Genomic DNA, 23,129 nt, shown 5'->3' on the forward strand with positions numbered 1-23,129 from the left:
CGCTGGAGGCTTGCCAAAACGGGCTTGTGGTATAACAAGCTTCGGAGGGAAATGAAGTGGCGGCGGGACGAGCGACACTGGCCCTGCAGACCGAATTGCACTCAGCCTCATGCCTGGTGCCGAGTAGGCATGGCGGTGCTCCTGAGCGTCGCTTGGCCGCACTCAGCCACTCGCAACTATTTTAGACGAGCTGGAGCAGGGTTGAAAGATGACTGTGCAAATTGCTTCAGTGGCATGGCTTTTCCGAACAGATGGCCCTGCGCAAGGTCGAAGCCGAGTTCGGCCACAGCGATTAGGTCAGCCTGGCTCTCCACACCTTCGGCGACGGTGCGCACATTGTACTCTTTGGCTAGATCGACGATATGGCGGCACACCGTTCGCTTGAGGGGCCCATTCGCGCAGCCGCCGACGAACTGACGATCCACTTTCAATTTCATGAACGGGAATTTTGTCACCCCCATCAGCTGCGGCCAATTGGCACCGACATTGTCGATTGCAAGGCCAATGTTGTGAAAGCGAACCTCACGCGCAACCTCGACCAGGAGATCTAGGTTCTCGATCGCTTCCACGCTCTCGATTTCAATCGTCAAACCGCCGAAAGCGGCGTGCGACGGCATGCGCCGACAGAGATCGCGTACCGCCTGCGGGTCAATCAGGAATGCTGCCGGGAGATTGATGGAGAGATCGATCGAAGTTTGCTGCTCCAGAAGATACTGCCAATCCTTGATCGCGCGGTCGATCACGAACTGCGACAAGTTCCTAAAATGCGGATCGTGAGATTCCGGGATGAAATAGGCCGGTGGAACAACGCCCCAGGTCGGGTGCCGCATTCGCACATGCGCCTCGGCGCCGCGGCGGCTAAGGGTACACGCGTCAAACTTCGGCTCATACCAGAGCTCAAGCCAGCCAGCGTGTAAGGCTTCTCCGACATGGACCGCGGGACGGGGCGCCGGCTCTCTTGGCAAGAGTATGCCGATCCGATCGCGCAACGTCTCGGCTGCAAACGGCGCCCTGAGCGGCGGCAGCATAGCAAGTCCATATTCACTGCCGACCTGCTGCACTGCCGCCATGATGATCGACTCGCGCGCTCCGAACGCCAGCACTCGGCCTGCAAATTCTTCGCGTACCAGTATCTCGAGCAATCGTCCAGGCTCGATGCGGTCCGAGCCAATGCCGAGCAGGATCAGATCAGGGAACTCCGTGCGGAGTACATGCGGCAACTCGTCAGCAGTCCTGCATTCGCTGGTAACAAATCCCATATCCTCCAGCACATCCCGTAGAAAGGCGCGCAGATGCCGTTTGCCGACCGCCAGGCATGCCCGCGGCCGCACCTTACGTTGCCCGAAGATTACAGGTTTCCCTCCGACCAGTTCGGCCTGACCATGTTCCATCGCAACCACTCCCGTTCCGTGACGGTGCCTTAAACGAGGAGCGAAGGTCCAAACAAGCTGTGCTTCCCGATATCTTTCGATTGTTCGAGATAAGCTTAAGATAGTGCATTAGTGTGCAAAATCTTTCGCGATCTTGCTCAGACGATTTTATCGGGCGCACGCGTATGATACCTGTCGCGCTTCGCGCAACTTTGTACGATGTCGTACGCGAGGTGGGAATCTCTCCTTCGGACGGACCGAGCTGACGCTCTATGGCGCTGCGATCATCGTGGCGCACGATTTATTGAATAGAGTAGTTCGTGAGCGACGATCGGCAATCACTCTTACGAACGTTTGATCGACATGACCGGCGTGTGCCGTTTGGTGATTGTTTTCCAATCGAAGGCAGCCCATCATGAGTTCGCAGCTGCTCAAACCGGAGTCGATTCTGAGAACGGCAATGGCTTGCGATTACCTCAGCTCTGTTGCTTATAGCGAGTGTGGACGTGCTGCTTCCTACCGAGCCAGATAGTTGCTCTCAATTGCGTTTTCTGTATCCTCCTGAGCATGAATTTCCTCCAGAGGGCTCGGTCAGGTGTTCGTGTTGGCGCTGAAGGGCAAGGCACGTCCAGCGCGGGCACGGTTTTGCGCAAGAGCGTGCCAGGAGATGAGAACGCGGTCGCAAAAGCGGTCGAAGAGCTACTTTCCGAGTTAGGTGGCCTCGGACCGGAGTTCAGCCTTCACGGCGCGAAGCAGGCGGCGTTGCGCCTGATTCAGGATCCCGAACAGGGCTTCATTTTTGTCGTCGAAGAACAAGGCACCGGGCAGATTGTAGGGGTAGCTAGCATCTCGGCCGTACAGGCCGTGAGAGCAGCCGGAGCGTACGGCATGCTTCAGGAGCTATGGATTTCTCGTGACTTCCGCAGCTCTGACTGCGGTCGGCATCTGCTCGAGGCGGTAGATTCGGAGGCGAAGCGACGCGGCTGGCAGATGATTGAGGTTGCGTTGCCTCCGGATGGCTATCCGGCCCTAGAACGGGTACGCCATTTCTACGAGGAGAGGGGATATCGGGTTGGAGGATTGCGCGCGCGCAAGAGGCTCTGACAGTGGTACGACCTCTGCGCCACACACTTAAAGCGCTCCTGGGCTAGCGTGCTATCGGTAAAGTCCTTCACGCAGTCAATCCTGGGCTTGTTGCTTCTCAAAACGAACGCTTCACGCGTGCGTCGCGGCCCAGCATGATCGAGAACCTTTGACGCTGATGCGGTGCTGACTCCCACCGCGAGCGGTTACCTCTTCGGCCTTCTTGGCGAGAACGTTCGAAAATATCAGCGATCAATCATTCTGCATTGTGGGAAGCGATACCGCGACCCGCCCGACCAAAAGGCGACAGGTCGGCGGCGGCCCGTCGCGGGCGAAGCCCCGACCCAGCCTTACGAATCGTTCGTTTGCGCTTCCCATGCAGTGCGATTTACTGGCTCTGGTTTGAGATCACCCACACAAACGCCATCCATTCGTCACCAATTACATTCTCTCGGAAACTGGCCAGCCAGTCGTCTACCAGACTCATTTCCTGCATCTTGGTGCGGCGGACCGGCGCGTGAAAGGATTCCGCACCACCTTGCCACTCCTGCTGGCGAATTTCGAGGAAGGTGCGCGAGATCAGCCATCACACTGATCCGGTAGAGGATTCCGTAATGAGCAATGTGCCGAGTGCCGCGTCCAATACGACATTCGTGCAGCTCCCCCATGCGCAGGACTGGATGCAAGCGGACCGCTTCGCCGTTTGGCGCCAATACGAAAACGTGGGCCGAGGGAATCATGCGCGACAAAGAGCCCCCTTTTTTGATCGACCGTCAGTCCGTCAGGACCGCTCGTCGCGAAGAACCAGCTGAATCGTCCGACTTTCCCCACGCCATCACGCATCAGCGGTACGTGCCAGATGCTATTGTCGCGCGTCATTGCAACGAACAATACGGTCTCGTCCGGACTGAGCACCAGGCCATTCGGGCCCGGGCCATTAGAAATCAAGCAATGATCCGGCCGTCAGGGCACAGTCGAAATACCCGGCCGGTCCGATCGTGCAATCCAGTCTGGCCCTGATCGGTGAAATAGATGTCGCCTTTGGTCGCGATATGCAGGTCGTTGCAGCCTCTGAAGGACTCGGAATTGCGGTGGCCCAGCAACGGTCGGATGGTCCCTCTCTGTGGATCGAGCTCCAGGAGACCGTTGATATAGTCGGACACGAGCACCCGGCCGTCCGGAGCAACCTTCAGACGTTCGGCCAGCCGTCGTATTCGATGATCAAAGACCAGACGCCCTCCGGTGAAATCCGGAAATGCAGCCGAAGGGGATGTCGACGACATAGAGATTCCCGGACTGGTCGAACGACGGTCCCTCGATGAAACAATCTACTAGATATGCCCCGCGGTTCGCGTCTGCCCATTCCGAAGAAACAGCCGGGCGACGAAACTCCGCCGGCATCGACGAGAACACGCTAACCTCCATCAGCTTGGGCGGGTTTTCGAGATGCTCATGATGCGCCTTGGAGCCTGCGACGCGGCTGGCCCTCGTATTTGTAGCCGAACTGCTTGGGCATCGGGCCCTTGTTGCGATCGTTGCGCCCAGTTTGCTCCCAGGCGTGAGCCAGGATTCCGACCGCGCGCGACAAGCAGAAGACCCCCCGCGCGAGCGGAGAGGCGAAGCCCAGTTCGCCGTAAATGACCGCGGTCGCGCCATCGATGTTCATCGGAATGAGCTTGCTCTTGCGCTGTTGCATCACCCGCTCGATCGCGCGAGCGGCCTTGGCATAATCGCCGCCGACACTGCCCTCGTCAGCTGCGGCATCCACCAGCGCCAATAGCGGGGCCGCGCGCGGGTCGACTGGATGAAACCGATGGCCAAAGCCCGGCAGATATTTGCTGCGGGTTGCGGTGAAATGGTCGATTGCAGCGCCAGCGGCCTGCTCGATCTCTCGCCCTTGGCGCCGTCGCAGCACATCGTCGTAGAGTTCGATAGCCTGCTCCCCTGCTCCGCCATGCACGTCATCGAGCGTGTTGATTGCCGAGGCCATTGCGCCATTCAGGGGCAGGCCGCAGCTCACCGCCATTTGGGCAATTGCAATGGAGGGCGCGTGCGGCCCGTGGTCAACGGATCCAACCAGCGCAGCTTGCAGCAGCTGCTCCTGTGCTGGCGTCGGCAGATTGCCACGTAACATCAGCCAAATCATGGCGGGAAAAGAAACGCGGCCTATCAAATCTTCAATTGGATAACCCCGATAGGCGATGCGACCTGGCGCGATATCGCAAATGGAGGTTCGCCACCAACTGGCCGCTTGCTGTCTCAGTTCTTCTTCGCTCATTTCCGCTTCCGTCCTTTCAACCTGCCGATTGCCAACTGACGCAAGCCGTCGGATGTCATGATATCGGTCCGTCCGTGGCTGCGCGGACGGGCAGGAAATCAGCCTCTCCTTGCTTTGGCCTCCCGACGGCTCGGCTTGAGACTAGTTGCTCAACCTCCGCATACGAATAGCCGAGCCGCTGCAGCCATCGCTCAGTGTCTGCTCCGAGCGTCGCAGGTGGTGAAGGCTCCGAAAACTCCTCATCCAGCCGGAACCCCGGCCGCGTGATTCGTAACGGCTGCGCATCGTCTTGTTCTGGCGCCAAAGTCTCGATGAATCCGCGCTCAACGACCTGTGGCTGCTGCAACACTTGCGAGACCGTCAGCACACGGCCGGCAGGGACACCAGCCAAGTTCATTTGGGCCTCCCATTCCTCAGCGGGCTTGCAACTCAACGCCTTGTTCAACTCCGCGCTCAGCGCAGCGCGGTTCACCTTGCGCATCTCGCGTCCAGCAAAGCGTGGATCCGTCTTCAGGTCCGGTCGATCGATCAGGTCGCATAGGGCTTGGTACTGCTTCTGCTCGTTGGCGGAAATGTTCAGCGGGCCCGTTGCGGTGCGGAACGTGCCGGAGGGAGCCGCGGTAAAGTTCTCGTTGCCGATGGGCTGCGGCTCGATCCCGGCGTTCAGGTGGTTGGAGACGACCCATCCCATCGCCGCAATGGTGGCCTCGAGCAGGGACACGTCGATGAACCGACCCCGTTGCCTATGCCGCTGGTCGACCAGAGCCGCGGCGATAGCAAACGCAGCAGTCAGTCCCGCAATCGTGTCCGAGATCGGAAAGCCCGTGCGCAGGGGAGCCGAGGCTATATCGCCGGTGACGCTCATGGCTCCGGAGAGACCCTGGACGATCTGGTCATAGGCCGGACGGGCGGACCACGGTCCGCTCTGCCCAAAGCCGGAGATCGCGCAGTAGACCAGACGCGGGTTCAGCCTGACAAGCACATCAAAGCCGATGCCAAGGCGTTCCATCACCTTCGGGCGGAAGTTTTCGAGCACCACGTCGGCTTCCTTGACCAGTCGCAAGAACACCTCGCGGCCCGCTTCCGATTTCAGGTCCAGTGCAATCGATTGCTTGCCGGCGTTCACAGCGACAAACGAGAGTCCCTGCAGGCGCTCCGCTCTTTGCGGATCCGCGCCGAGGCGCCGCGCCAGGTCGCCGCCGTTCGGATTTTCCACCTTAATGACCTCCGCGCCAAGGCGCGCAAGATGGTAACCGCAGAACGGACCCGCCAACACGTTTGACAGGTCGAGAACGCGGATACCGGTTAGCGGCAGAGACATCTGAAGAGCCTTCTTGTAGGTGATCCGATAGCGAGCGCTTAGTACGCAACTTATTTCAGTTGCTGCGCAGCACGTTCCGCGAATCGATTCGTGAAGGTCTTGATCAGGTCGATCTTTGCGGCTGCGATCTTCGGATCAAAGTCGCCTAGGACAGCCAGCGGGATCTTGGCCGCCTCGATGTCCATCTGACCTGTTGGCGAGAACAGCGCTTTCGACGCGTTCATGATCTCGATGTTCACCTCGCGATTGTCGGTCTTGTATGCAGGAGGCATCGCGTCGACGAGTTGCTCCGTCGACGCCGTGTTGATCCAGCGGTGGGTTTTGAGCAAGGCGTTGACGAGGCGCTGGACCGTTTCTGGATTTTTGTCGATGAAAGTCTGCTGCAGGTAGAGACAGGCGGTCGGATAGATTCCGCCAAAGGCTTGTTTTGAGCCTTCGAGTGTGCGCGCGTCGAACAGCGGCGTCGCACTCTTTTTGCGCGCGAGAAGGGTCGCAATCGGGTCGAAATAGACGAGCGCGTCGATATTCCTGGCCTCGAGTGCCACCATACCGGGCGCCCCGCTGCCGACCGCGATAATGTTCACGTCGCGCGGACCCAACCCAGATTTCTTGATGTAGTAGCGCGCCATGGTGTCGGTCGATGACCCCGGCGCCGTGATCCCGAGCTTGAGGCCCTTCAGGTCGGCACCGGACTTGACCTTGTCAGCGAGGCCGCTGCGGACACCGAGCAACACGCCGGGAATGTCATTGAGCAGGAACACGCAGGAAATCTGTTTGCCCTGCGCATGCATCTGAATGGTGTGATCGTAAAAGCCGACTGTCCCGTCCACCGAACCGCCGACCAGCGCCTGCAAAGCCTTCGAACCACCGGCCTGGAAGTTTTCGACGGTCACCTCAAGGCCCTGGTCCTTAAACGAACCGAGCTTCACACCAAGCTCGAGAGGCATATAGTTGAGGATCTGTGATCCCACTGCGATCTTCAATTTTGTCTTCTCGGGCTCGGCGGCATGCGCTGAAATGAGCGGCAATACGGCTGCCGCGATAACCACCATCAGTCTCGCGAAAGCGTGCATGGGAACCTCCGTGAGAATGGGAGCGCTACGATCAAACTTCGTGGGCAGGTGCCGGCCGCCAGACCAGCAGCCGCTTTTCCACCCGGTCGACGATGGCATCGAGCGCGATGACGAAGGCGGAGAGGACGATGATCCCTGCGAAGACACCGGTGGCATCAAGGACACCCTCGGCCTGCGCAATCAGGTGCCCCAATCCTGCGGACGAACCGAGATATTCGGCGACCACCGCTCCCATCACGGCCATGCCGACAGATACCCGCAGACTCGACAGGATCCACGTGGTGGCGGACGGCAGGTAGACGTGGCGCAGCAGCGAGGACTTCGATGCACGCAGCAGGCGGGCATTCGCGAGCACGACCGGATTGACCTCGCGGACCCCCTGAAACGTGTTGAAGAATGCGACAAAGAGGACCAGCGTTACCCCGAGCGCGACCTTGGAGGTGAGCCCCAATCCGAACCAGATGACGAAGATGGGTCCCAGCAAGATGCGGGGGATCGCGTTGAACATCTTGATAAAGGGCTGGACCACCTCGGCCGCAAACGGGCTTAAGCCGAGCCAGATACCAAGCGCGGTGCCGATCCCGATCCCAGCCAGGAAAGACAGGACCGTCTCCAGCAGTGTTGTCCCAACATCGGTCCAGAAGTCCGATGTTGACATCCACTCGCCTATTCTTGCGACAAGCGTCGATGGTGCCGGAAAGAAGAAAGGATCGATCAGCCCGACCCTCACACCCAGTTCCCAGATCAGGATCACACCGAGGACGATGGCGAACTGCGTGAGAGCAACCTTACCCTTACCCCTGCGCATAGCTTTTCTCCACTTCGGCGCCGAGCAGCGACCAGATTTCACGATAGAGCGCGACGAATTCATCCGTGGTCTGGAGTGCCAAGACGTCGCGTGGACGGGACAGCGTGATCCTGACATCGCCAACCATGCGGCTGGCAGGACCGGCAGACATCACAACGACGCGGTCCGCCAGCGTGATCGCCTCATCGAGATCATGGGTGATAAAGACGAGGGAGCGCCGGTCCGCCTGCCATAGCTCGAGCAGGATGCGATGCATGAGGCGGCGCGTGTGAACGTCCAGCGCGGAGAAAGGCTCATCCATCAGGACGATCTTCGGCTCCATGATCAGGGTCTGGGCCATGGCAACGCGCTTGCGCTGGCCTCCGGATAATTGATGCGGATAGCGCTCCTCGAACCCCTTCAAGCCGACCTTGGCGAGCCAGGGCCGCGCCTGCTCGCGCGCCTTTGCGATCGAGCTTCCCTGAAACACGAGCCCGAGGCCGACATTGTCCTGGGCGGTTTTCCAGGGCAGCAGCCCTTCCTGTTGCAGCATGTAGCCGGACTGACCGTTCAGGCCCCTAAGCGATTTGCCGAAAATGCAAACCTCGCCGGCGGCCGGCTTCAGCAGTCCGGTGACAGTATTGAGGATGGTCGATTTTCCGCAGCCGGTCGGCCCGACCACTGCAACGAATTCGGTTTCGCCGACCTGGAGGTTCATGCTTTTCACGGCGGTGAAGTCGCCGAAGCGAATCATCACGTCGCGCAGGTCGACGGCAAGTGCCGGCTGCCCTTCCATTGTTTCGCTCCGCAGAACCTGTTCTAAGCCTCAAAACAGGTAACTGGCGCTACATCCGGAGTCAATTGCATTCTGCAATATAGAACCCAGATGAGCATTGAATACTGGACTTTCCTATCCATTCTGGATATCTGTTCTGCACCTCAGAACATGAGGACTGTATCAATGGCAAAGACAGGGGTTGATGCGGTCGGGCGCGCCCTGGCGATCCTCAAGGCCTTCGGCGCTGAGCGCGCAGCCATGACGCTGACCGAGATTGCCGAGGCGACCGACTTCTACAAGAGCACGGTCCTTCGCCTTGCCGCATCCCTGGAAGCGGACGGATTCCTGGTGCGGGGGACCGACCGGCTATTTCGACCCGGACCGGAGCTATGGCGCCTTGGGGCGCTCTATCAGCGTGGGCTGGACCTCGGTGACCTGATCAGACCCTCGCTCCATCGTCTGGTCGAAGCAACCGGAGAGACCGCATCCTTCTACATCGCGGAGGGCGACGAGCGCATTTGCCTTTATCGCGTTAATTCTCCGCGTTCCGTCCGGCATCACCTCGAAGAAGGACAACGATTGCCGATTGATCGCGGCGCTGCGGGCCGCGTTCTTACCGCTTACCGCGATTTTGCATTAGCTGGTGGAAAGAAGATCAGAGATCGTGGCTTCTACGTCTCGATCGGCGAGCGTGATCCTGAGGTTGCGGCCGCAGCAGTGCCCGTAATCGATGTCTACGGCAAATTGCGGGGCGCGCTCTCAGTCTCCGCCATTCGCACTCGCTTTGATGCAGATGCTCGGAAATCTGCCGTTGAAGTGCTGAAGTCCGAGGCTAAAGCGCTGATTGGTTTGCTGCCTGCAACTGAGCGCTGAGCTACAATGGCAGCGTTCTGTTTATAACGCACAGCTCAGCGGGTGCCGCAATGGCCTCTCCTGAGCGTAGCGCGCATTTCTCGCATTGTTGAGGCCTGCAGATCATCCTCGATCTCGACGCCACCCATCCCTACACGGACATCAGGAGGGAGGCTTCTTCAAGGCTATTACGCTGCTCGTGTGATGTGTGCTGGTGCGCGTGTTCTGGAGCCGTCATGGCGTGACGGCCAAGCTGCGGCGCGCCGACATCGATGCAAGCGCGGTTAGGACGTTTCGCGGATTGTGCGGCCTAAAGCCGGATGGGGTTAGACCGAATCGATCTGGGATTGAACGAAGCCGCTGTCGCAGCGTGCGTGGCGAGGTGGCGTAGATCGCCTCCTGGCTGAGAGGATGTGGGTGTTGGAGCCCCCCTCAGACAGGGTATTGAGATGGCCGATTTGAGCCCTCTTCGCCGCCGCATGATCGAGGATATGACAGTCCGCAATCTGTCGCCGGCGACGCAGCGATCCTACATCAGCGCGGTTTCGAAGTTCAGCCGCTATTTCGGCCGATCGCCTGAGCGGTTGGAGCTGGAAGACGTCCGGGCCTTCCAGGTGCATCTGGTCTCGACCGACATCTCATGGCCGGCGCTGAACCAGATCATCGTCTGTGCGCTACGGTTTTTCTACGGCGTCACGCTCGGCGAGGCGCCCATCCCGAAGCGCATTCCCTATGCGCGAGAGCCCCGCAAGCTGCCGGTCGTTCTCAGCGCCGACGAAGTGGTGCAGTTCCTCGAGGCGGTGTCGAGCCTGAAGAGCCGCGCCGCGCTCACCACCGCCTATGCGGCCGGCCCCAGGGCCTCCGAGGTCGCGGGACTGCGGATCGAGGACATCGACAGCACCCGCGGTGTCATCCAGGTGCGCCACGGCAAAGGCGCGAAGGATCGCAACGTGATGCTGTCGTCCCGACTGCTCGGCATCCTGCGCACCTACTGGCGGCTCGCCCGGCCGCGGCTTTATCTGTTCCCTGGGCGTGACGAAGGTCACCCGATTGATCCGACCGTGTTGCATGCCGCCTGCCGCTCGGCGGTCAAGGCTGCGGGCCTGACCAAGCGCGTCACGCTGCACACGCTACGCCACAGCTTCGCGACACATCTTCTGGAGAACGGAATCGACATCCGGATCATCCAGGTTCTGCTCGGGCACAATAATCCGTCGTCGAGGGCGCGCTACACGCAGGTCGCCACCCATACGATCCGGCCGCCCCAGAGCCCGCTCGACCGCCTATCGCTGGAGGTGACGCCACCGGCATGACAACGGCTCCGGGATCCGGCTTATGACCCCCCCGACGTCCGCCCGCACCGACCCGCCATCGACATTGCCGATATCTTGCGCCGGCATGGCGACGCCTATCGTCGTGACCATGCCGGTCATCACGGTCGCGTCGAGCGGCGGGTGGTGAGCGCCATTGTTGGGTGCCGAACCGACGCGCTCGGCGGCCACGTCGAGGCCCGCAATGACTGCGGCATGACGCGGATCGCCTATAATTCCTGCCGGAATCGGCATTGTCCGAGGTGTCAGGGGCCAGCCCGAGCCGCGTGCCGTGCCGCGCGAGAAGCCGACCTGCTGCCGGTTCCCTACTTCCACGTCGTCTTTACGCTTCCTGCACCGATCGCCGCGACTGCTTTCCAAAACAAGGCGGTCGTCTATGCCATCCTGTTTAAGGCCGCCGCCGAGGCGATCACCGACGCTTGCTGCCAATCCGCGCCGGCTCGGCGCGGAGATCGGCGGCGTCGCGGTCCTGCACACCCTGTGGAAAAGCGCTAACGCATCATCCCCACATTCACTGTGTCGTGCCGGGCGGCGGCCCGTCACCTGATGGAACACGCTGGATCGCCAGCCGACCGAACTTCTTCCTTGCTGTCAAACCGCTGTCCCGGCTCTTTCGCTGGCTTTTTCTCAAACGCCTGATCGGGGCCTTCAACGCCGGCGCCTTGCGCTTCTTCGGCGATCTTGCTCCTCTTGCCGAACTCGACGCTTTCGCTGGTCGCATCAAAGCCATGCAGCGCGTCAACTGGGTTGCTTACGCCAAGCGGCCCTTCGGCGGACCCGCACAGGTGCTGGCCTATCTCGGCCGCTATACCCATCGCGTCGCGATCGCCAACAGCCGGCTCGTCGCACCCGACAACGATCATGTTGCCTTCACATGGAAGGATTACCGCCAGGACGGCGCGACAAAGATCATGAAGCTCAAGCCCGACGAGTTCATTCGCCGCTTCCTGCTTCATACGCTGCCCGACGGTTTCCATCGCATCCGCCACTTCGGCTTCATGGCCAACCAATCGCGCTGCCAAGCTCGCCCTTTGCCGCGAACTTCTCGATCATGAGACAGCCCCAAACGACAGCCAGCCGCCGCCTGTGGATTCGGAAGCTCAAACCTGGGCCGAAGTTCCTGCCTGTCCGGATTGTGGTGGCGTCATGCGCATCATTGAGCGCTTTCGACACAGCTTCAGACGCTCCAGCCCTCGAACATCACCGTTTCGATGCGACACATCGTGAGCCAAGTCATGCCGTGCACGACGATCATCATTCGTCATTTCGCTCCCAGCGTCTCGATCATCGCGGACGATGTCGACTCCGTGCTTTCACACTGCGCGACAACAACGGTCCCATGCAGCAAAATGCCTATCGCGATCTCCAGTGAAGCGCGTCTGATCTCAACTCTTCCCCGACGCGCACATCTCGTGTCTCTGCCTCACGCGCCGAGCCAGCAGATCGGGCCTTCCGATCTCGAACGTGCTGCATGCTCTGGTCCTCGTCTTCGGCCAGAACGAACTTCAAACTGGATTAAGCCCGAGGGGCAGGGTCAACACCCACGCCTTCCTCGGCGGTGCAAAATCCATGCGCCAGATTCGTGTGGGCGTCGGCGGCGCCACTACGAAGATCGCGTGGTTGCCCCCCAGCGCATCCAGTACGACGGCAACCTATGGCGTGAGGACACCACGCGGCAATCCTCAGCGCGCGGCAATCCTCAGATGGGCTGTGACGGGCGTCTTTTGGAGACTCGTACGACTCTCACGGCTACTCGCCGTTCCCAGCCGGTGGTCGGCCGCAGTCGACTCTTCTGGCGCGATTTGGCGGATTGTTAGCAAAGTTGCGCGACTGTCCGACCGCCTACATCTGTTCGTCGGAGCCGTGGCCTCTCGCGAGATCTCGTGTCCGTTGCATCGTGCGGGAAAAATATTCGTCGCGCTCGCGGCGCACGCGCTCTTGATGCGCTCTGAAATTCGCAACTCGTTTGCTGATGTGCTCTCGCTCGGAGGTGTCCCAGCTCAACCGCCGGGGAGAATCGGGCGGGGAAGCTTTTGCGATTGGCGCGATGGGTGCTACCAGCTTTGGAATAGGCGCTACGCTCCGTGCGCGTTCTACGAGTGCCGCGGATTGTTGAACCAGCGCCTCCAGTTCCTTCTTCCAGTTCATCTTCCATGTTCTCCGAACAGTCATGGGAGCATGCTAATTTGGTGCGGTACGCTCGTCCAGCTACCCCTTTTGGTAGTTGCGAGGCCGCTGCTTGTCCGCAAAATAGTGGCCGATGAGCCATTTGGGCCGATGAAATTCGCGGCTTCCCTGCTAGGAGAACCCACCCACGTGACCTTCGTCACCCAAGTGACGCAACAGCCTGGAAGATCAGAACGATGCGACCTGGGTCAAACCCGTCGGCTGTGCCTGGTCTCTGGCATGAAAGCATGATCGCCCAGGCTCACCATACTCGAACTCCTCAAGCGAACTACGCGGTCGTGTCCCCGGTGGTGGTGTAGCTCGGTAGAGCAAAGCCGCCCGGACGCGCGCCTTCAAATAGCGCCGTAGCGGGCGGGCGGCTTTGCGGTGGTCACCGGCAGTTCTCCGGTAGGATCGGGTTGCGACACGCCAACGCAACCGAGGAACCACCGATGACCGAAGACATGATGAACCTGCGCACGCTGGTAGAGAAGACCCCCGACGCCGATCTGCTGCGCGAGATGATCGGCTTTGCCGCCCAGCGCCTGATGGAGCTGGAAGTGGAAGGCCAGACCGGGGCGGCCTACGGCGAGAAGAGCCCCGAACGCCTGGCCCAGCGCAACGGCTACCGCGACCGGATCTGGGAGACCCGCGCCGGCGCGGTTGAGCTGCGCATCCCCAAGCTGCGCAAGGGCTCCTACTTCCCGGGCTTCCTGGAGCCGCGACGCATGGCCGAGAAGGCGCTCACCGCCGTGGTTCAGGAAGCCTATGTGCAGGGCGTCTCGACCCGCTCGGTGGACGACCTCGTCCAGGCCATGGGCATGACCGGCATCTCCAAGAGCCAGGTCAGCCGGCTGTGCGGCGAGATCGATGACAAGGTGAAGGCCTTCCTCGCCCGTCCGATCGAGGGCGACTGGCCGTATCTGTGGATCGACGCCACCTACGTGAAGGTGCGCCAGAATGGCCGCATCGTCTCAGTCGCGGTGATTGTCGCGGTCGGCGTCAACAGCGACGGCCGACGCGAGGTTCTCGGCATGGACATCGGCCCTTCCGAGGCCGAGACATTCTGGACGGCTTTCCTGCGCAAGCTTGCCCGCCGCGGCCTGCGCGGCGTCAAGCTGGTCGTGTCCGACGCCCATGAGGGCATCAAGGCCACCGTAGCCAAGGTGCTCAACGCCAGCTGGCAGCGCTGCCGCGTCCACTTCATGCGCAACGCGCTGGCGCATGCCGGCAAGAGCGGGCGGCGCGTCGTGTCCGCCTTCATCGCCACCGCCTTTGCCCAAGACGACGTCGAGGCCGCGCGAACCCAGTGGCGCAAGGTCGCCGACCAGCTCCGCCCCAAGCTGCCCAAACTTGCCGGCTTCCTCGACGAGGCCGAGACCGATGTGCTCGCCTACATGACCTTTCCGCCACAGCATCGGACCAAGCTGCACTCGACCAACCCGATCGAGCGTCTCAACGGTGAGATCAAACGGCGGACCGAGGTGGTCGGCATCTTCCCCAACGAGGACGCCATCACTCGCCTCATCGGCGCGATCCTGCTCGAACAGAATGATGAATGGGCCGTCCAGCGTGCCCGCTACATGACACTGGAAACCATCGCGCCGTTGAGCGATGATCCGAGCGTCAGCATCACGGCTATCGCCAGCTGACCAGCCCGGCTCCAGCCGGTGAACGCGGTGACCCGCCGCCAGCTACACCACGCCACGGGACACGATCAACTACGCTGACGCCGAAGCAGCGGAGATTGTGCGTCAATGCGCGAATCGGTGCCGCCCGAATGGTCCGACCAGAACTACTCTACAGTATTGCTCAAATGGGAGATGGGAGTGGCGAGGGGTGTTGTGAAATGGTTTAACGCGACGAAGGGTTTCGGCTTCATTCAGCCGGATGGGGGCGGCCAAGATGTTTTTGTACACATAAGCGCCCTGGAGCGCGCTGGCCTCTCTGACCTGCGGGAAGGGCAGGCAGTCTCTTACGAGCTTAAAGTCGACCCGAGGCGCGGTAAAAGCAGTGCGGAAAATCTGCGTGTCTGATTTCATGTCGTAGGCGTCTGGCCTCAGCCCCCCGCCCAAGTCTGGCGCTTACCTCGGAACGACCCCAGCCTCTTTAAGCACTGGGGTCGTTTCATTTCTCGCCAATTTTCGACGTTTCGCGGGTCCGAATACAAAAGAACGTAGCTAGCGATGCTCGCTAGCGCATCGCCTCTTTGTCCTGTTTGGTAGACGGGTAACAGTCAGTCCGCCCGCTCGTCATAGCGCGATTTGAAGGCGCTCGCGAGCGGCTTATTGGTCGGAAGGTCATCCTCGCCGATCATCCTGGACCGGAGGTGGTGGCGCCGGCGCTGATCAAACCCGATACCGTGCTGCGGCGCGAGTTCAACAGTGTGGACCAACGAAGGGATGGGAAACCTAAGCAAGGACTCTCGAGCGTTCGAGAGGGCTACGATATCAGGCTATTGCTGCGCGAGCTCCCTTCGCCGGACGTTGGATCCGGTCAAGGTCGCCAGCCTCGAGGGCTCACAAGCAGGCAATTCGTAGATTGTGGGCAGGCTCCTCAACGCCCTCCATCAGGAGCCTTCGGGGATCTCGGGGAGCACGACGCCGCACCTGCGGCCGCGGTTGTGCATGCGGTCGCCGCGTTCTTTGCTCAGCCACACGCCTGGCGCGTACGCTGAAGCTGCAACCGCGTAGTCGCCCTTCAAGTGCTGGATGATCTCGCCGAGAAATGATACGCAGCGGCGATGATCGTTTACCTTCACATCAATAAGTGTCGGGGCAGGGCTGGATTGAATTTACCTTAATTGGGCGGGGCCATCTTTGGTTGAGTGCTCGTCGAGTCGCCACGCCATTATGGGATCGCTCTCCGCCCTAGAGCCTCTCGTCGTGGAGGTTGGCAATCCTCTTGGCGCAGCGAACCGGCTAGAACTGAAAATCGAATTTTGAGATGCACGAAGGCAATGCCGAACTCACCTATCGGAATTCCAAGGGGATTTTTGCTGAGCCGGGACATTTCGGGCGTCCACCACCGATCCGCGCCCCTCGTAGTCTAATTTATGTAACCGCGGAACGCTTCCGTCCATCATTAGGGCTTCGCACGGACCAACATACGGCCCGTTGGCATCGCGCGTTGAAGCCCACTTGAGGATTCAAAGCCGGAGCGGCTGCTAGCATCAGTGCTAAAGCTCGATCCGTCCTCCTAATGAACCAGCGCATGCGACGGCACCTTGAAACATCGTGCTTCCGATCGGCATCAAGCGTCGGCGCCTATCTGGGTCTTACGCCTCGACGCAACCACTCTGGCGAAACTGGGCAAGATATCACGATGGGGCGACCGTCTTCTCCCAACCTACCTGTACGAGGCGGCGATCGTCCTGCTTCATCGAACGAAGAAATGGTCCTCTCTTAGGGCTTGGGGCATGAAGCTCGCTAAGCGGATTGGCATGCGAAAGGCAAAGGTCGCCATCGCGCGCAAACTCGCCATCCTTCTTCACTGTATCTGGGTCTACGGCACATCGTTCGACTGGGGCCAGGGGAAGGAAGCCTGATCCGATCTTGTAGAGTTCCTGGTCCGGTCTGCCGGACTGGCGATGTCTCGCTGGGACGGTGTTGTGGCGGCCTCGGTTAATCAGGCGGTGGCGGCTCGTCCGCACTCCGCTGCAAACGTTGAGGCGCCCGACCCCGACATCATCATGAGGCGCTGCGCGACTTGGAAAGGACCATGATCCCAGCGAAGACCTCAACCAGCCCCGGCGATCCAATGCACGTATCAGCCGGCCCGCGCCGTCTCCGCAATCCGGACCAGCTCCGACGGCGCGAGCACTACCACCGTGCCGTGGGCGAGTTCAGAAATGTAAGTTTGACAACAAACCGCAATTAAAGGGCCGATTGACACCCAGCGCGCGCGTACGCAGGCGAGGCAATCGCGGCTCCCCGGAGATCATGATCCGCGAGCGCCCTGCTAAAGCTGCCGAAGCAGTGCCGGGACATCGTGAGTGAGACCTCCTCCTCGGTGTTGGCAGCTCGGCAATCTGCAGGCCGTCCGAACGCACGAAAGGCATCACGATGCTATTGCACCGTTCGTTTGGCGGGGTTGGCGAAGCGCAGCGCCTGGTGGCGAGCGACGCAGCTCTTCGAGTAAGGTCAGGCCCTCTTTCACGACGCCGGCCGGAACGACAGTCCCACTCAGGACGCCAGTCGAGGACACCGAGTGCCGTTTGTCGTGTGTCAACTATCAACTCTCGCAGTTGATGGAGAGAACGACCCATGCAACCGTAACGATCGGATACCACCGGTGCAGGTCGATTAACATCCGGAGAGACGCCCGTGCCATGCGGCGCCACGTCCATGGATGAAAAATGCGTACAAGCAGCGGCTGATCATCGACAAATCAAACGGGCGGATCCTTCGTACAGTGATGTTTAATAATGACGAGTGACGGCACAGAATCTCCGCTCCGCATCTGGCTCGCCGTCATCGTGCTAGGCATCGCCTCGTTTCACATCGTCTTGGCAGAGATAGCACCTATCGGGCTGTTGTCTCAGATCGCTCGCGACCTCGGACGAGATCAGGCAGGGGTCGGGCTCACGGTGGCCCTCTATGCCTGGATCGGTGCTGCCAGCGGTCTGTTGTCACCCGTTCTGCTTCAGAAGTTTCCTCGCAAGCCGCTACTCATCGCCTTGACTCTTATCCTTTCCGCAACAACGTTTGCGGCGACGATGTCTCACACTTTCGAAGGGTTGTTGCTGGCACGCACGGTGGGCGCTGTCGTTCACGGTTTCTATTGGGCCATGGCGGCTGCGGTTGCGTCTAAGATTGCGCCGTCCCGCAGTATGGGTGTTGCGATGGCAATCGTATTCGGCGGGATCTCGATGGCGACCGTTGTTGGCGTGCCGCTCGCGAACTTCGTCGGTCAGGTGAGCGGATGGCGTGCAGCGTTCAGATTAATTGGCGCCATCGGACTGATCACCTCAGCCCTGATGGTGGCAGTTCTTCCGAAAATGCAGGCCGGGACGCCAGCGGGATGGAGAGAGCTTGGATCAGTCTGCCGCAGGCATGACCTGTTGGGGATCTATGCCGTAACGACATTCATGGCGGCGGCGCATTTCGGGGCGTACACATTTATAGAACCATTCCTCAGCGAGATTCCAAACGTTGCCCAAGTCATGATCGGCGCGCTGTTGTTCGGCTTTGGCGGAGCAGGATTCCTGGGGAACATCCTGGCGGGCGTCCTCATCGACCGCTTCATGAAGCCCATCATCACTGCGGGGCTGCTTGCTCTGTGTCTGGCGCTCGTTGGCCTTGGATGGTTTGGTCCCCACTTGGGGACAGGCCGGGTCCTTGTCTTGCTGGTCATCTGGGGCGCTGCCGTCGCGGCGCTGTTCGCGGGACTCCAGACCTGGATCCTGCGCGCCGCCGGTTCGACAGTGATGACTGCTGCCGCGATGCACTCGGCGGTCATCAATTCGGCCATCGGCTTCGGAGCCGTCCTTGGCGCCCAGATGTTGACTGTAGCCGGCCCATCAGGAGTGATGCTGGCAGCTGGTATGGTCGTCATCATCCCTCTGCTGATAGTTCTCCCGCAAGCAGCCCCAGAGGGTGATCTAAAAAAGGGGGCGTTGCTTGATGGATAACGCCGCAGCCGTGCGCACCGCGCGGATCGCCGCGTGCCCTACCACGAATGTCGCACGAAACCTTCCGCTGGTACGCGAGCGTTGGACCAAAATGTTCGTGCAGCCAAGCGGACCGGTCGAAGGGGGTGAAACACCACGCCAGGCCTTGCCCGAGAACTCGTTGAGGAACTCGGCATCGAGGTTTCTGGCGATGTACGCGAACATCTCGGGCGATTGCGCCGTTGCGGCATTGCGAGGAGCATTCGGTCGAGCGGTCTACCGCACTGCGGAACACTTTTGCATTCTTTCCACACAACAATGTCTCTGTCCTGAGATTACCCGGCATTCTAGCATCATAATTGGCGCTACCCGACAGACGGGCAAGCTCGCCTTCTTCATCCCGTGAGCGTCCTCACGCTGGCGTGTGACGCGCTTCTCGATGATCGGTCCTATCGCGCTCAACCGAAGGCGCTCTTTGCTGGCTCTTCCGAGGCGCTGCCGAGCAGCTGAGCCATCATCGCCTTCCTGCGCGGAAGAGCAAGCTGATGACGTCTACTTGCGTGCTTTCCTGATTAAGCGCTCACCAGCATCACAATGGCACTCCAACCAGCGACTTCGATCAATTGCGTCCTTAGACCCACTGGGATCTCAAAGCCATGGTCTAGAACTGGGCTTACTGTCAATGAACTCGCATGATGGTGCCGAAGACGAGACGCAAGATCGGCGCGGCCTCTAGATCAAGTTTACGCTCTTGAGCGCATTGTGGCAGGTGGCTTCACTCCTTTCGGGATGGCCGTCGCATTGGATCATCGGCCGGTGGTCGGACGTGTCTGCGGATACCCATATCCGCGAACTCGCAGGCACCTACACATCGATGCCCGCGTCGGCCAAAAGGCTTAAGAGGGAGCTCATGCGCGGCGGCCATCGCGTCAACTTCTGACCTCGTGGACAAAGGCGGCGCACTCATCGTTGACAAGAGAGAGGCGCGGCTACGTCCATGATCCAATAGGTGCGTGCACGAAAATCGAGCTGTTCCAGAAGCTCCTAAAATCGGGCTGCAGGGCGGAGGACTCGAAACTGCGGACCGCAGAGCGGCTCGCTAGTTTGATGGCGGTCGTCTGCCCTCTCAGCTGGCGCGTCCTCTGGCTCATCATGCTCAATCGTACGGCCCGGACGCATCACCGAAGATCGCCTCCACGGACACCGAGATCGTATTGCCCGATGAACTCATCAAGGACGTCGGCATTCGACGAGGTCGCCTTGGAACCCCGCATTCTACTTGACCGAACTTGCACAATTGGGTGGCGACCTGGCCAGGGCCGCCGATCCGCCACCCGGAAATGTTGTCATTTGGCGCGGACTCTCCAGACACACCGGATCGAACTCTGCGCCGAAATTGGAGCGGTTGGAAATGTCGATAAATGAAGTGTCATCGAACAGTTCCACCGCTGCGGCTTTGGAATCGGCTGTTTGCGCAGTAAGCGCGAGTTTCCGGTGCGCCAACCTGTCGAGTAGATTGACTCGCCGCAACTGAGAAAACGGACTAGTGGCACACCCGATAAAAATCCATTAGCGTAGGCTTCCTATGTTTAGTTTGCCTGATTTGCGTGTACTGGAAGTCGCGGCCGTCGTCATCGAAGAGGGCAGCATGAGCGCGGCCGGCCTCAGACTTGGCATCACTCAATCGGCCGTTTCACAAGCGATGAAGCGCGCGGAGGCGCATATTGGCGCATCCCTCGTCCGTCGCGATCGTCGTCCCCTTGGGCCCACGGAGGCGGGGCAAGCTCTGCTCACCCACATGCGCGAGATAACCCTGCGCGTCGGACGAGCTGTCGAGAAAATGCGGGCCGCCGCAGCGCGTCCCGAACGCGAGGACCTTCGGCTCGGGATGATCGACACGTTCGCGTCCACAGTGGGACCACTGTTGGTCCGCAGCCTCATGGCGGGTTCAATCGCGCTTCGCGTGAGCGCGTATTCGGGGCTGGTACCCGCGCACGCCGAGGCATTGATGCGCAACGAGATCGATGCAGCTGTCACATCGGATCCAATGGAGGGCGTTGACGAAGTTACCCGCTTACCCCTATTGCGCGAGCCATTCCTCCTGGTAGCACCGATTGCCTGGGCGGATACTCTTCGCGATCGTCCACTGGACGACCTACTACTCGAGCACCGACTTATCCGCTACACCGCGCGTTCGCACATGGGAACGCAAATTGAACGTCATCTCCGGCGTCTAAGGATAGAGCATCCGCAGACGATGTCGTTCGACACGTCGGACTCGCTGCTCTCGATGGTCGCCAATGGCATAGGCGTGGCGATTACAACACCCCTGTGCATATTGCAGGCTGCCGTCCATCGACCGGCGCTCGAAGTCATGCCATTGCCGGCGACCGGCCTCTCGCGCACGATCGCGTTGGTGACTAAGCAAGGCGGATTAGGCACGTTGGCTGCGCGAATAGCGGATGATACTTGTGTGCTCCTGCGGAACTGGACCTTGCCCCAGATCGCGGCTCAAATTCCCTGGATGGCTCGTTCCGTCGGCAGCATCGTGTTGGATCCGCTCGCTCACGAGGACGCCGCCTGCCGGTGCGTTGCGGGTGGCTCCACCCGGACTCTCGACGAACAGTATAACCCTAATTAATCATACTTATTAGCCTTCATAACATCTCCGATCTTAGCTTTAACTCTCACCCGTCTTCGGAGAGAGTTGTTTGCGTAGCGTCCGAACCCGGGATCAGAGATGTCAGCGACTCGCACCGAAATAGACAGTCTAGGAACGCGCGAGCTGCCGCTGCGCGCCCTGTACGGCTTGGCCTCCCTGCGTGGGAGCGAGAACTTCGACATCTCACTCCAGAAGCTCGGTGATCAGCCGGCACTTCTTCGGGCACTAGCGCGCATCAAGCGCGCTGCCGCGGCGGCGAACCGTGAGCTCGGAGCCCTCGACGCCAAAGTAGCAGGAGCACTAATCGCAGCTGCGGACGAGGTCATTGCTGGTAAACACGATGGGCAGTTTATCATCGATTTGCTCGAAGGCTCCGGCGGTACATCGATCAACATGAACATGAACGAGGTTCTGGCGAACCGGGCCCTGCAAATTGTCGGTGAAAAGCCCGGTCGGTACGACGTGATCCATCCAAATGATCACGTGAACCTATGCCAGTCGACGAACGATGTGCTGCCCTCGGCGCTCAAGTTGGCGGCGCACGAAAAGTCCGGCGATCTGGTGGGTGCGCTGGACCAGGTGGCGGCCGCTCTTTCGGAGCGGGCCATTGTATTCGCTGACGTATTGCGCGTCGGCCGCACATGCATGCAGGCCGCCCAGCCGATGACGCTCGGTCAGGCGTTCGGCGGTTACGCATCAGCGATCAAGCGGCTCTCCTTGAAGCTGTCCGTGGCGCGCCAGGAATTGATGGTGCTTCCCCTCGGAGGCACTGCGATTGGCACCGGGCTCGGAGCAGTGCCGGGCTATCGCCGTGCCGTTTATGGACATCTTGCGGCAATCTTGGGCCACGCGGTACGCCCAGGCGACGACATGTTCGATGCCATGCAGAACGCCGACGCCTTCGCACGCGTGTCGTCGGAAATCCGCATCGCAGCAGAGGTAATGGCGAAAATCGCCTCTGACCTGATCATCCTTTCCTCTGGGCCAAATACGGGGCTTGGCGAATTGCGGTTGCCCGCTCTCCAGCCCGGTTCTTCGATCATGCCAGGTAAACTCAATCCAGTCCTGCCGATGATGATCCAGCAAGTTGCGTTCGCTATCGTGGGCAACGACGCCGCAGTATCTCTCTCAGCGTTGAGCGGCCAACTCGAAATCAATCACTTCGAGCCAGTCATCGCCTCGCGCCTCTTCGATTCGATCGAGCTTTTGACGCGATCGGCCAGAATATTTGCCGACCAATGCATCTCGGGGATCCGGGCAGACCGGGAACGGTCGCTCAGCAACTTGATGCAATCTTCGGCTCTTGCGACCGTGTTCGTACCGCGCCTTGGTTATGAACAGGTATCGACACTTGTGCTTACAGCCGCTGAGCAAATGCGGCCCTTCATCGAAATCGCGATCGACCGCGGACTTCTGAACCGTAGCGCGGTTTTGCAGATGCTGCACGAGAGCACCCGTTATCGCGAGAATGCCGCATGAGCCGCGATTCTGCACTTGCCCTTGTACGCGAAGGGCTCACGAGCATGCCGCGAGTCGATGCACAACGCCAGAGGATCAACCTACGAAGGTCATGCCACAGCCAACTCGCCATCGCCCTGTCTCCAACCCGATGCGGCGGATGAGACGATGCGCCGCGATCGAGAGGCCGCTTGTCCATAGGTCAGTGCTCCGGCCTCTCTTCAAGTCGTGCTTATACGGACGCGCCTGGCCGTAGTGCCAGGGGCAGTGATCGGCAAAGTCAGCAAACACGTAAGACATCGTCGATAACGTATTCTAACCATTCGCGTGGGGCCGTCCTGGCCTCCGCCAATCTTCAC

At 60.2% G+C, this 23,129-nt stretch carries 17 protein-coding genes and 2 pseudogenes; 10 read left to right on the top strand and 9 right to left on the bottom strand.

All coding sequences use genetic code 11. The features are described 5' to 3' along the window. Positions 1 to 176 precede the first annotated feature (176 nt). Positions 177 to 1,391 (bottom strand): EAL domain-containing response regulator, encoded by a 1,215-nt coding sequence (locus tag RX329_RS38200; protein WP_317245396.1) that lies wholly within the window; start codon positions 1,389 to 1,391, stop codon positions 177 to 179. Between the two features lie 546 nt (positions 1,392 to 1,937). Here RX329_RS38200 and RX329_RS38205 point away from each other — a divergent pair. After that, the gene (locus RX329_RS38205) at positions 1,938 to 2,474 is read left to right on the top strand and encodes a GNAT family N-acetyltransferase (protein WP_317245397.1); all 537 of its coding nucleotides are present in this window, start codon (positions 1,938 to 1,940) and stop codon (positions 2,472 to 2,474) included. A gap of 558 nt (positions 2,475 to 3,032) precedes the next feature. On the opposite strand, the gene RX329_RS38210 is transcribed toward RX329_RS38205, so the two are convergent. The 7 genes from RX329_RS38210 to RX329_RS38240 form a co-directional block, all read right to left on the bottom strand. Further along, entirely contained in the window at positions 3,033 to 3,332 is a 300-nt protein-coding gene (locus RX329_RS38210; RefSeq protein ID WP_317246486.1) for a hypothetical protein, read from the bottom strand. A 65-nt stretch (positions 3,333 to 3,397) separates the two neighbouring features. Further along, the gene (locus tag RX329_RS38215; protein WP_310473285.1) at positions 3,398 to 3,736 is read right to left on the bottom strand and encodes a hypothetical protein; all 339 of its coding nucleotides are present in this window, start codon (positions 3,734 to 3,736) and stop codon (positions 3,398 to 3,400) included. 167 nt (positions 3,737 to 3,903) lie between these two features. Beyond that, on the bottom strand, positions 3,904 to 4,731 hold the full coding sequence (locus RX329_RS38220; RefSeq protein ID WP_317245398.1) for a citryl-CoA lyase: 828 nt from the start codon (positions 4,729 to 4,731) through the stop codon (positions 3,904 to 3,906). A 55-nt stretch (positions 4,732 to 4,786) separates the two neighbouring features. Further along, positions 4,787 to 6,052, bottom strand: coding sequence for a CoA transferase (locus tag RX329_RS38225; RefSeq protein WP_317245399.1), 1,266 nt, complete (start codon positions 6,050 to 6,052; stop codon positions 4,787 to 4,789). Positions 6,053 to 6,102: 50 nt separating this feature from the next. Beyond that, complete coding sequence (locus RX329_RS38230; protein ID WP_317245400.1) at positions 6,103 to 7,224, bottom strand: ABC transporter substrate-binding protein; 1,122 nt, start codon at positions 7,222 to 7,224, stop codon at positions 6,103 to 6,105. After that, entirely contained in the window at positions 7,157 to 7,933 is a 777-nt protein-coding gene (locus RX329_RS38235) for an ABC transporter permease (RefSeq protein ID WP_317246487.1), read from the bottom strand. The genes RX329_RS38230 and RX329_RS38235 overlap by 68 nt, the downstream gene beginning before the upstream one ends. Continuing rightward, positions 7,920 to 8,708, bottom strand: a complete 789-nt coding sequence (locus RX329_RS38240) for an ABC transporter ATP-binding protein (RefSeq protein ID WP_317245401.1) — start codon at positions 8,706 to 8,708, stop codon at positions 7,920 to 7,922. Before RX329_RS38240 ends, RX329_RS38235 begins: the two co-directional genes overlap by 14 nt. Positions 8,709 to 8,798: 90 nt before the next feature. Between RX329_RS38240 and RX329_RS38245 the strand changes: the two genes are divergently transcribed. From RX329_RS38245 to RX329_RS38255, 3 genes and pseudogenes are all read left to right on the top strand, one after another. Beyond that, positions 8,799 to 9,563, top strand: a complete 765-nt coding sequence (locus tag RX329_RS38245) for an IclR family transcriptional regulator (protein WP_317245402.1) — start codon at positions 8,799 to 8,801, stop codon at positions 9,561 to 9,563. Between the two features lie 428 nt (positions 9,564 to 9,991). Next, complete coding sequence (locus RX329_RS38250) at positions 9,992 to 10,855, top strand: site-specific integrase (RefSeq protein WP_317245403.1); 864 nt, start codon at positions 9,992 to 9,994, stop codon at positions 10,853 to 10,855. Positions 10,856 to 10,912: 57 nt separating this feature from the next. After that, positions 10,913 to 12,100 (top strand): annotated as a pseudogene (locus RX329_RS38255) (IS91 family transposase). Positions 12,101 to 12,715: 615 nt separating this feature from the next. Here RX329_RS38255 and RX329_RS38260 read toward each other — a convergent pair. Continuing rightward, positions 12,716 to 13,021, bottom strand: a complete 306-nt coding sequence (locus RX329_RS38260; RefSeq protein WP_085351784.1) for a hypothetical protein — start codon at positions 13,019 to 13,021, stop codon at positions 12,716 to 12,718. Positions 13,022 to 13,491: 470 nt separating this feature from the next. Between RX329_RS38260 and RX329_RS38265 the strand changes: the two genes are divergently transcribed. The 6 genes and pseudogenes from RX329_RS38265 (at position 13,492) to RX329_RS38290 (ending at position 22,791) form a co-directional block, all read left to right on the top strand. Beyond that, a complete protein-coding gene (locus RX329_RS38265; RefSeq protein ID WP_085348740.1) occupies positions 13,492 to 14,691 on the top strand; it encodes an IS256 family transposase in 1,200 nt (399 codons plus the stop codon). A 177-nt stretch (positions 14,692 to 14,868) separates the two neighbouring features. Continuing rightward, positions 14,869 to 15,075 (top strand): cold-shock protein, encoded by a 207-nt coding sequence (locus tag RX329_RS38270; protein ID WP_219682983.1) that lies wholly within the window; start codon positions 14,869 to 14,871, stop codon positions 15,073 to 15,075. Between the two features lie 1,204 nt (positions 15,076 to 16,279). Beyond that, positions 16,280 to 16,586 (top strand): annotated as a pseudogene (locus RX329_RS38275) (transposase); the annotation flags it as partial. Positions 16,587 to 17,465: 879 nt separating this feature from the next. Continuing rightward, positions 17,466 to 18,671, top strand: a complete 1,206-nt coding sequence (locus tag RX329_RS38280; RefSeq protein ID WP_317245404.1) for an MFS transporter — start codon at positions 17,466 to 17,468, stop codon at positions 18,669 to 18,671. 1,564 nt (positions 18,672 to 20,235) lie between these two features. Next, the gene (locus RX329_RS38285; protein ID WP_317245405.1) at positions 20,236 to 21,291 is read left to right on the top strand and encodes a LysR family transcriptional regulator; all 1,056 of its coding nucleotides are present in this window, start codon (positions 20,236 to 20,238) and stop codon (positions 21,289 to 21,291) included. Positions 21,292 to 21,390: 99 nt separating this feature from the next. Continuing rightward, positions 21,391 to 22,791 (top strand): aspartate ammonia-lyase, encoded by a 1,401-nt coding sequence (locus RX329_RS38290; RefSeq protein WP_317245406.1) that lies wholly within the window; start codon positions 21,391 to 21,393, stop codon positions 22,789 to 22,791. Positions 22,792 to 23,129 lie beyond the last annotated feature (338 nt).

The organism is Bradyrhizobium sp. BWC-3-1 (assembly GCF_032917965.1).
GTDB classification, from domain to species: Bacteria; Pseudomonadota; Alphaproteobacteria; order Rhizobiales; family Xanthobacteraceae; genus Bradyrhizobium; species Bradyrhizobium canariense_D.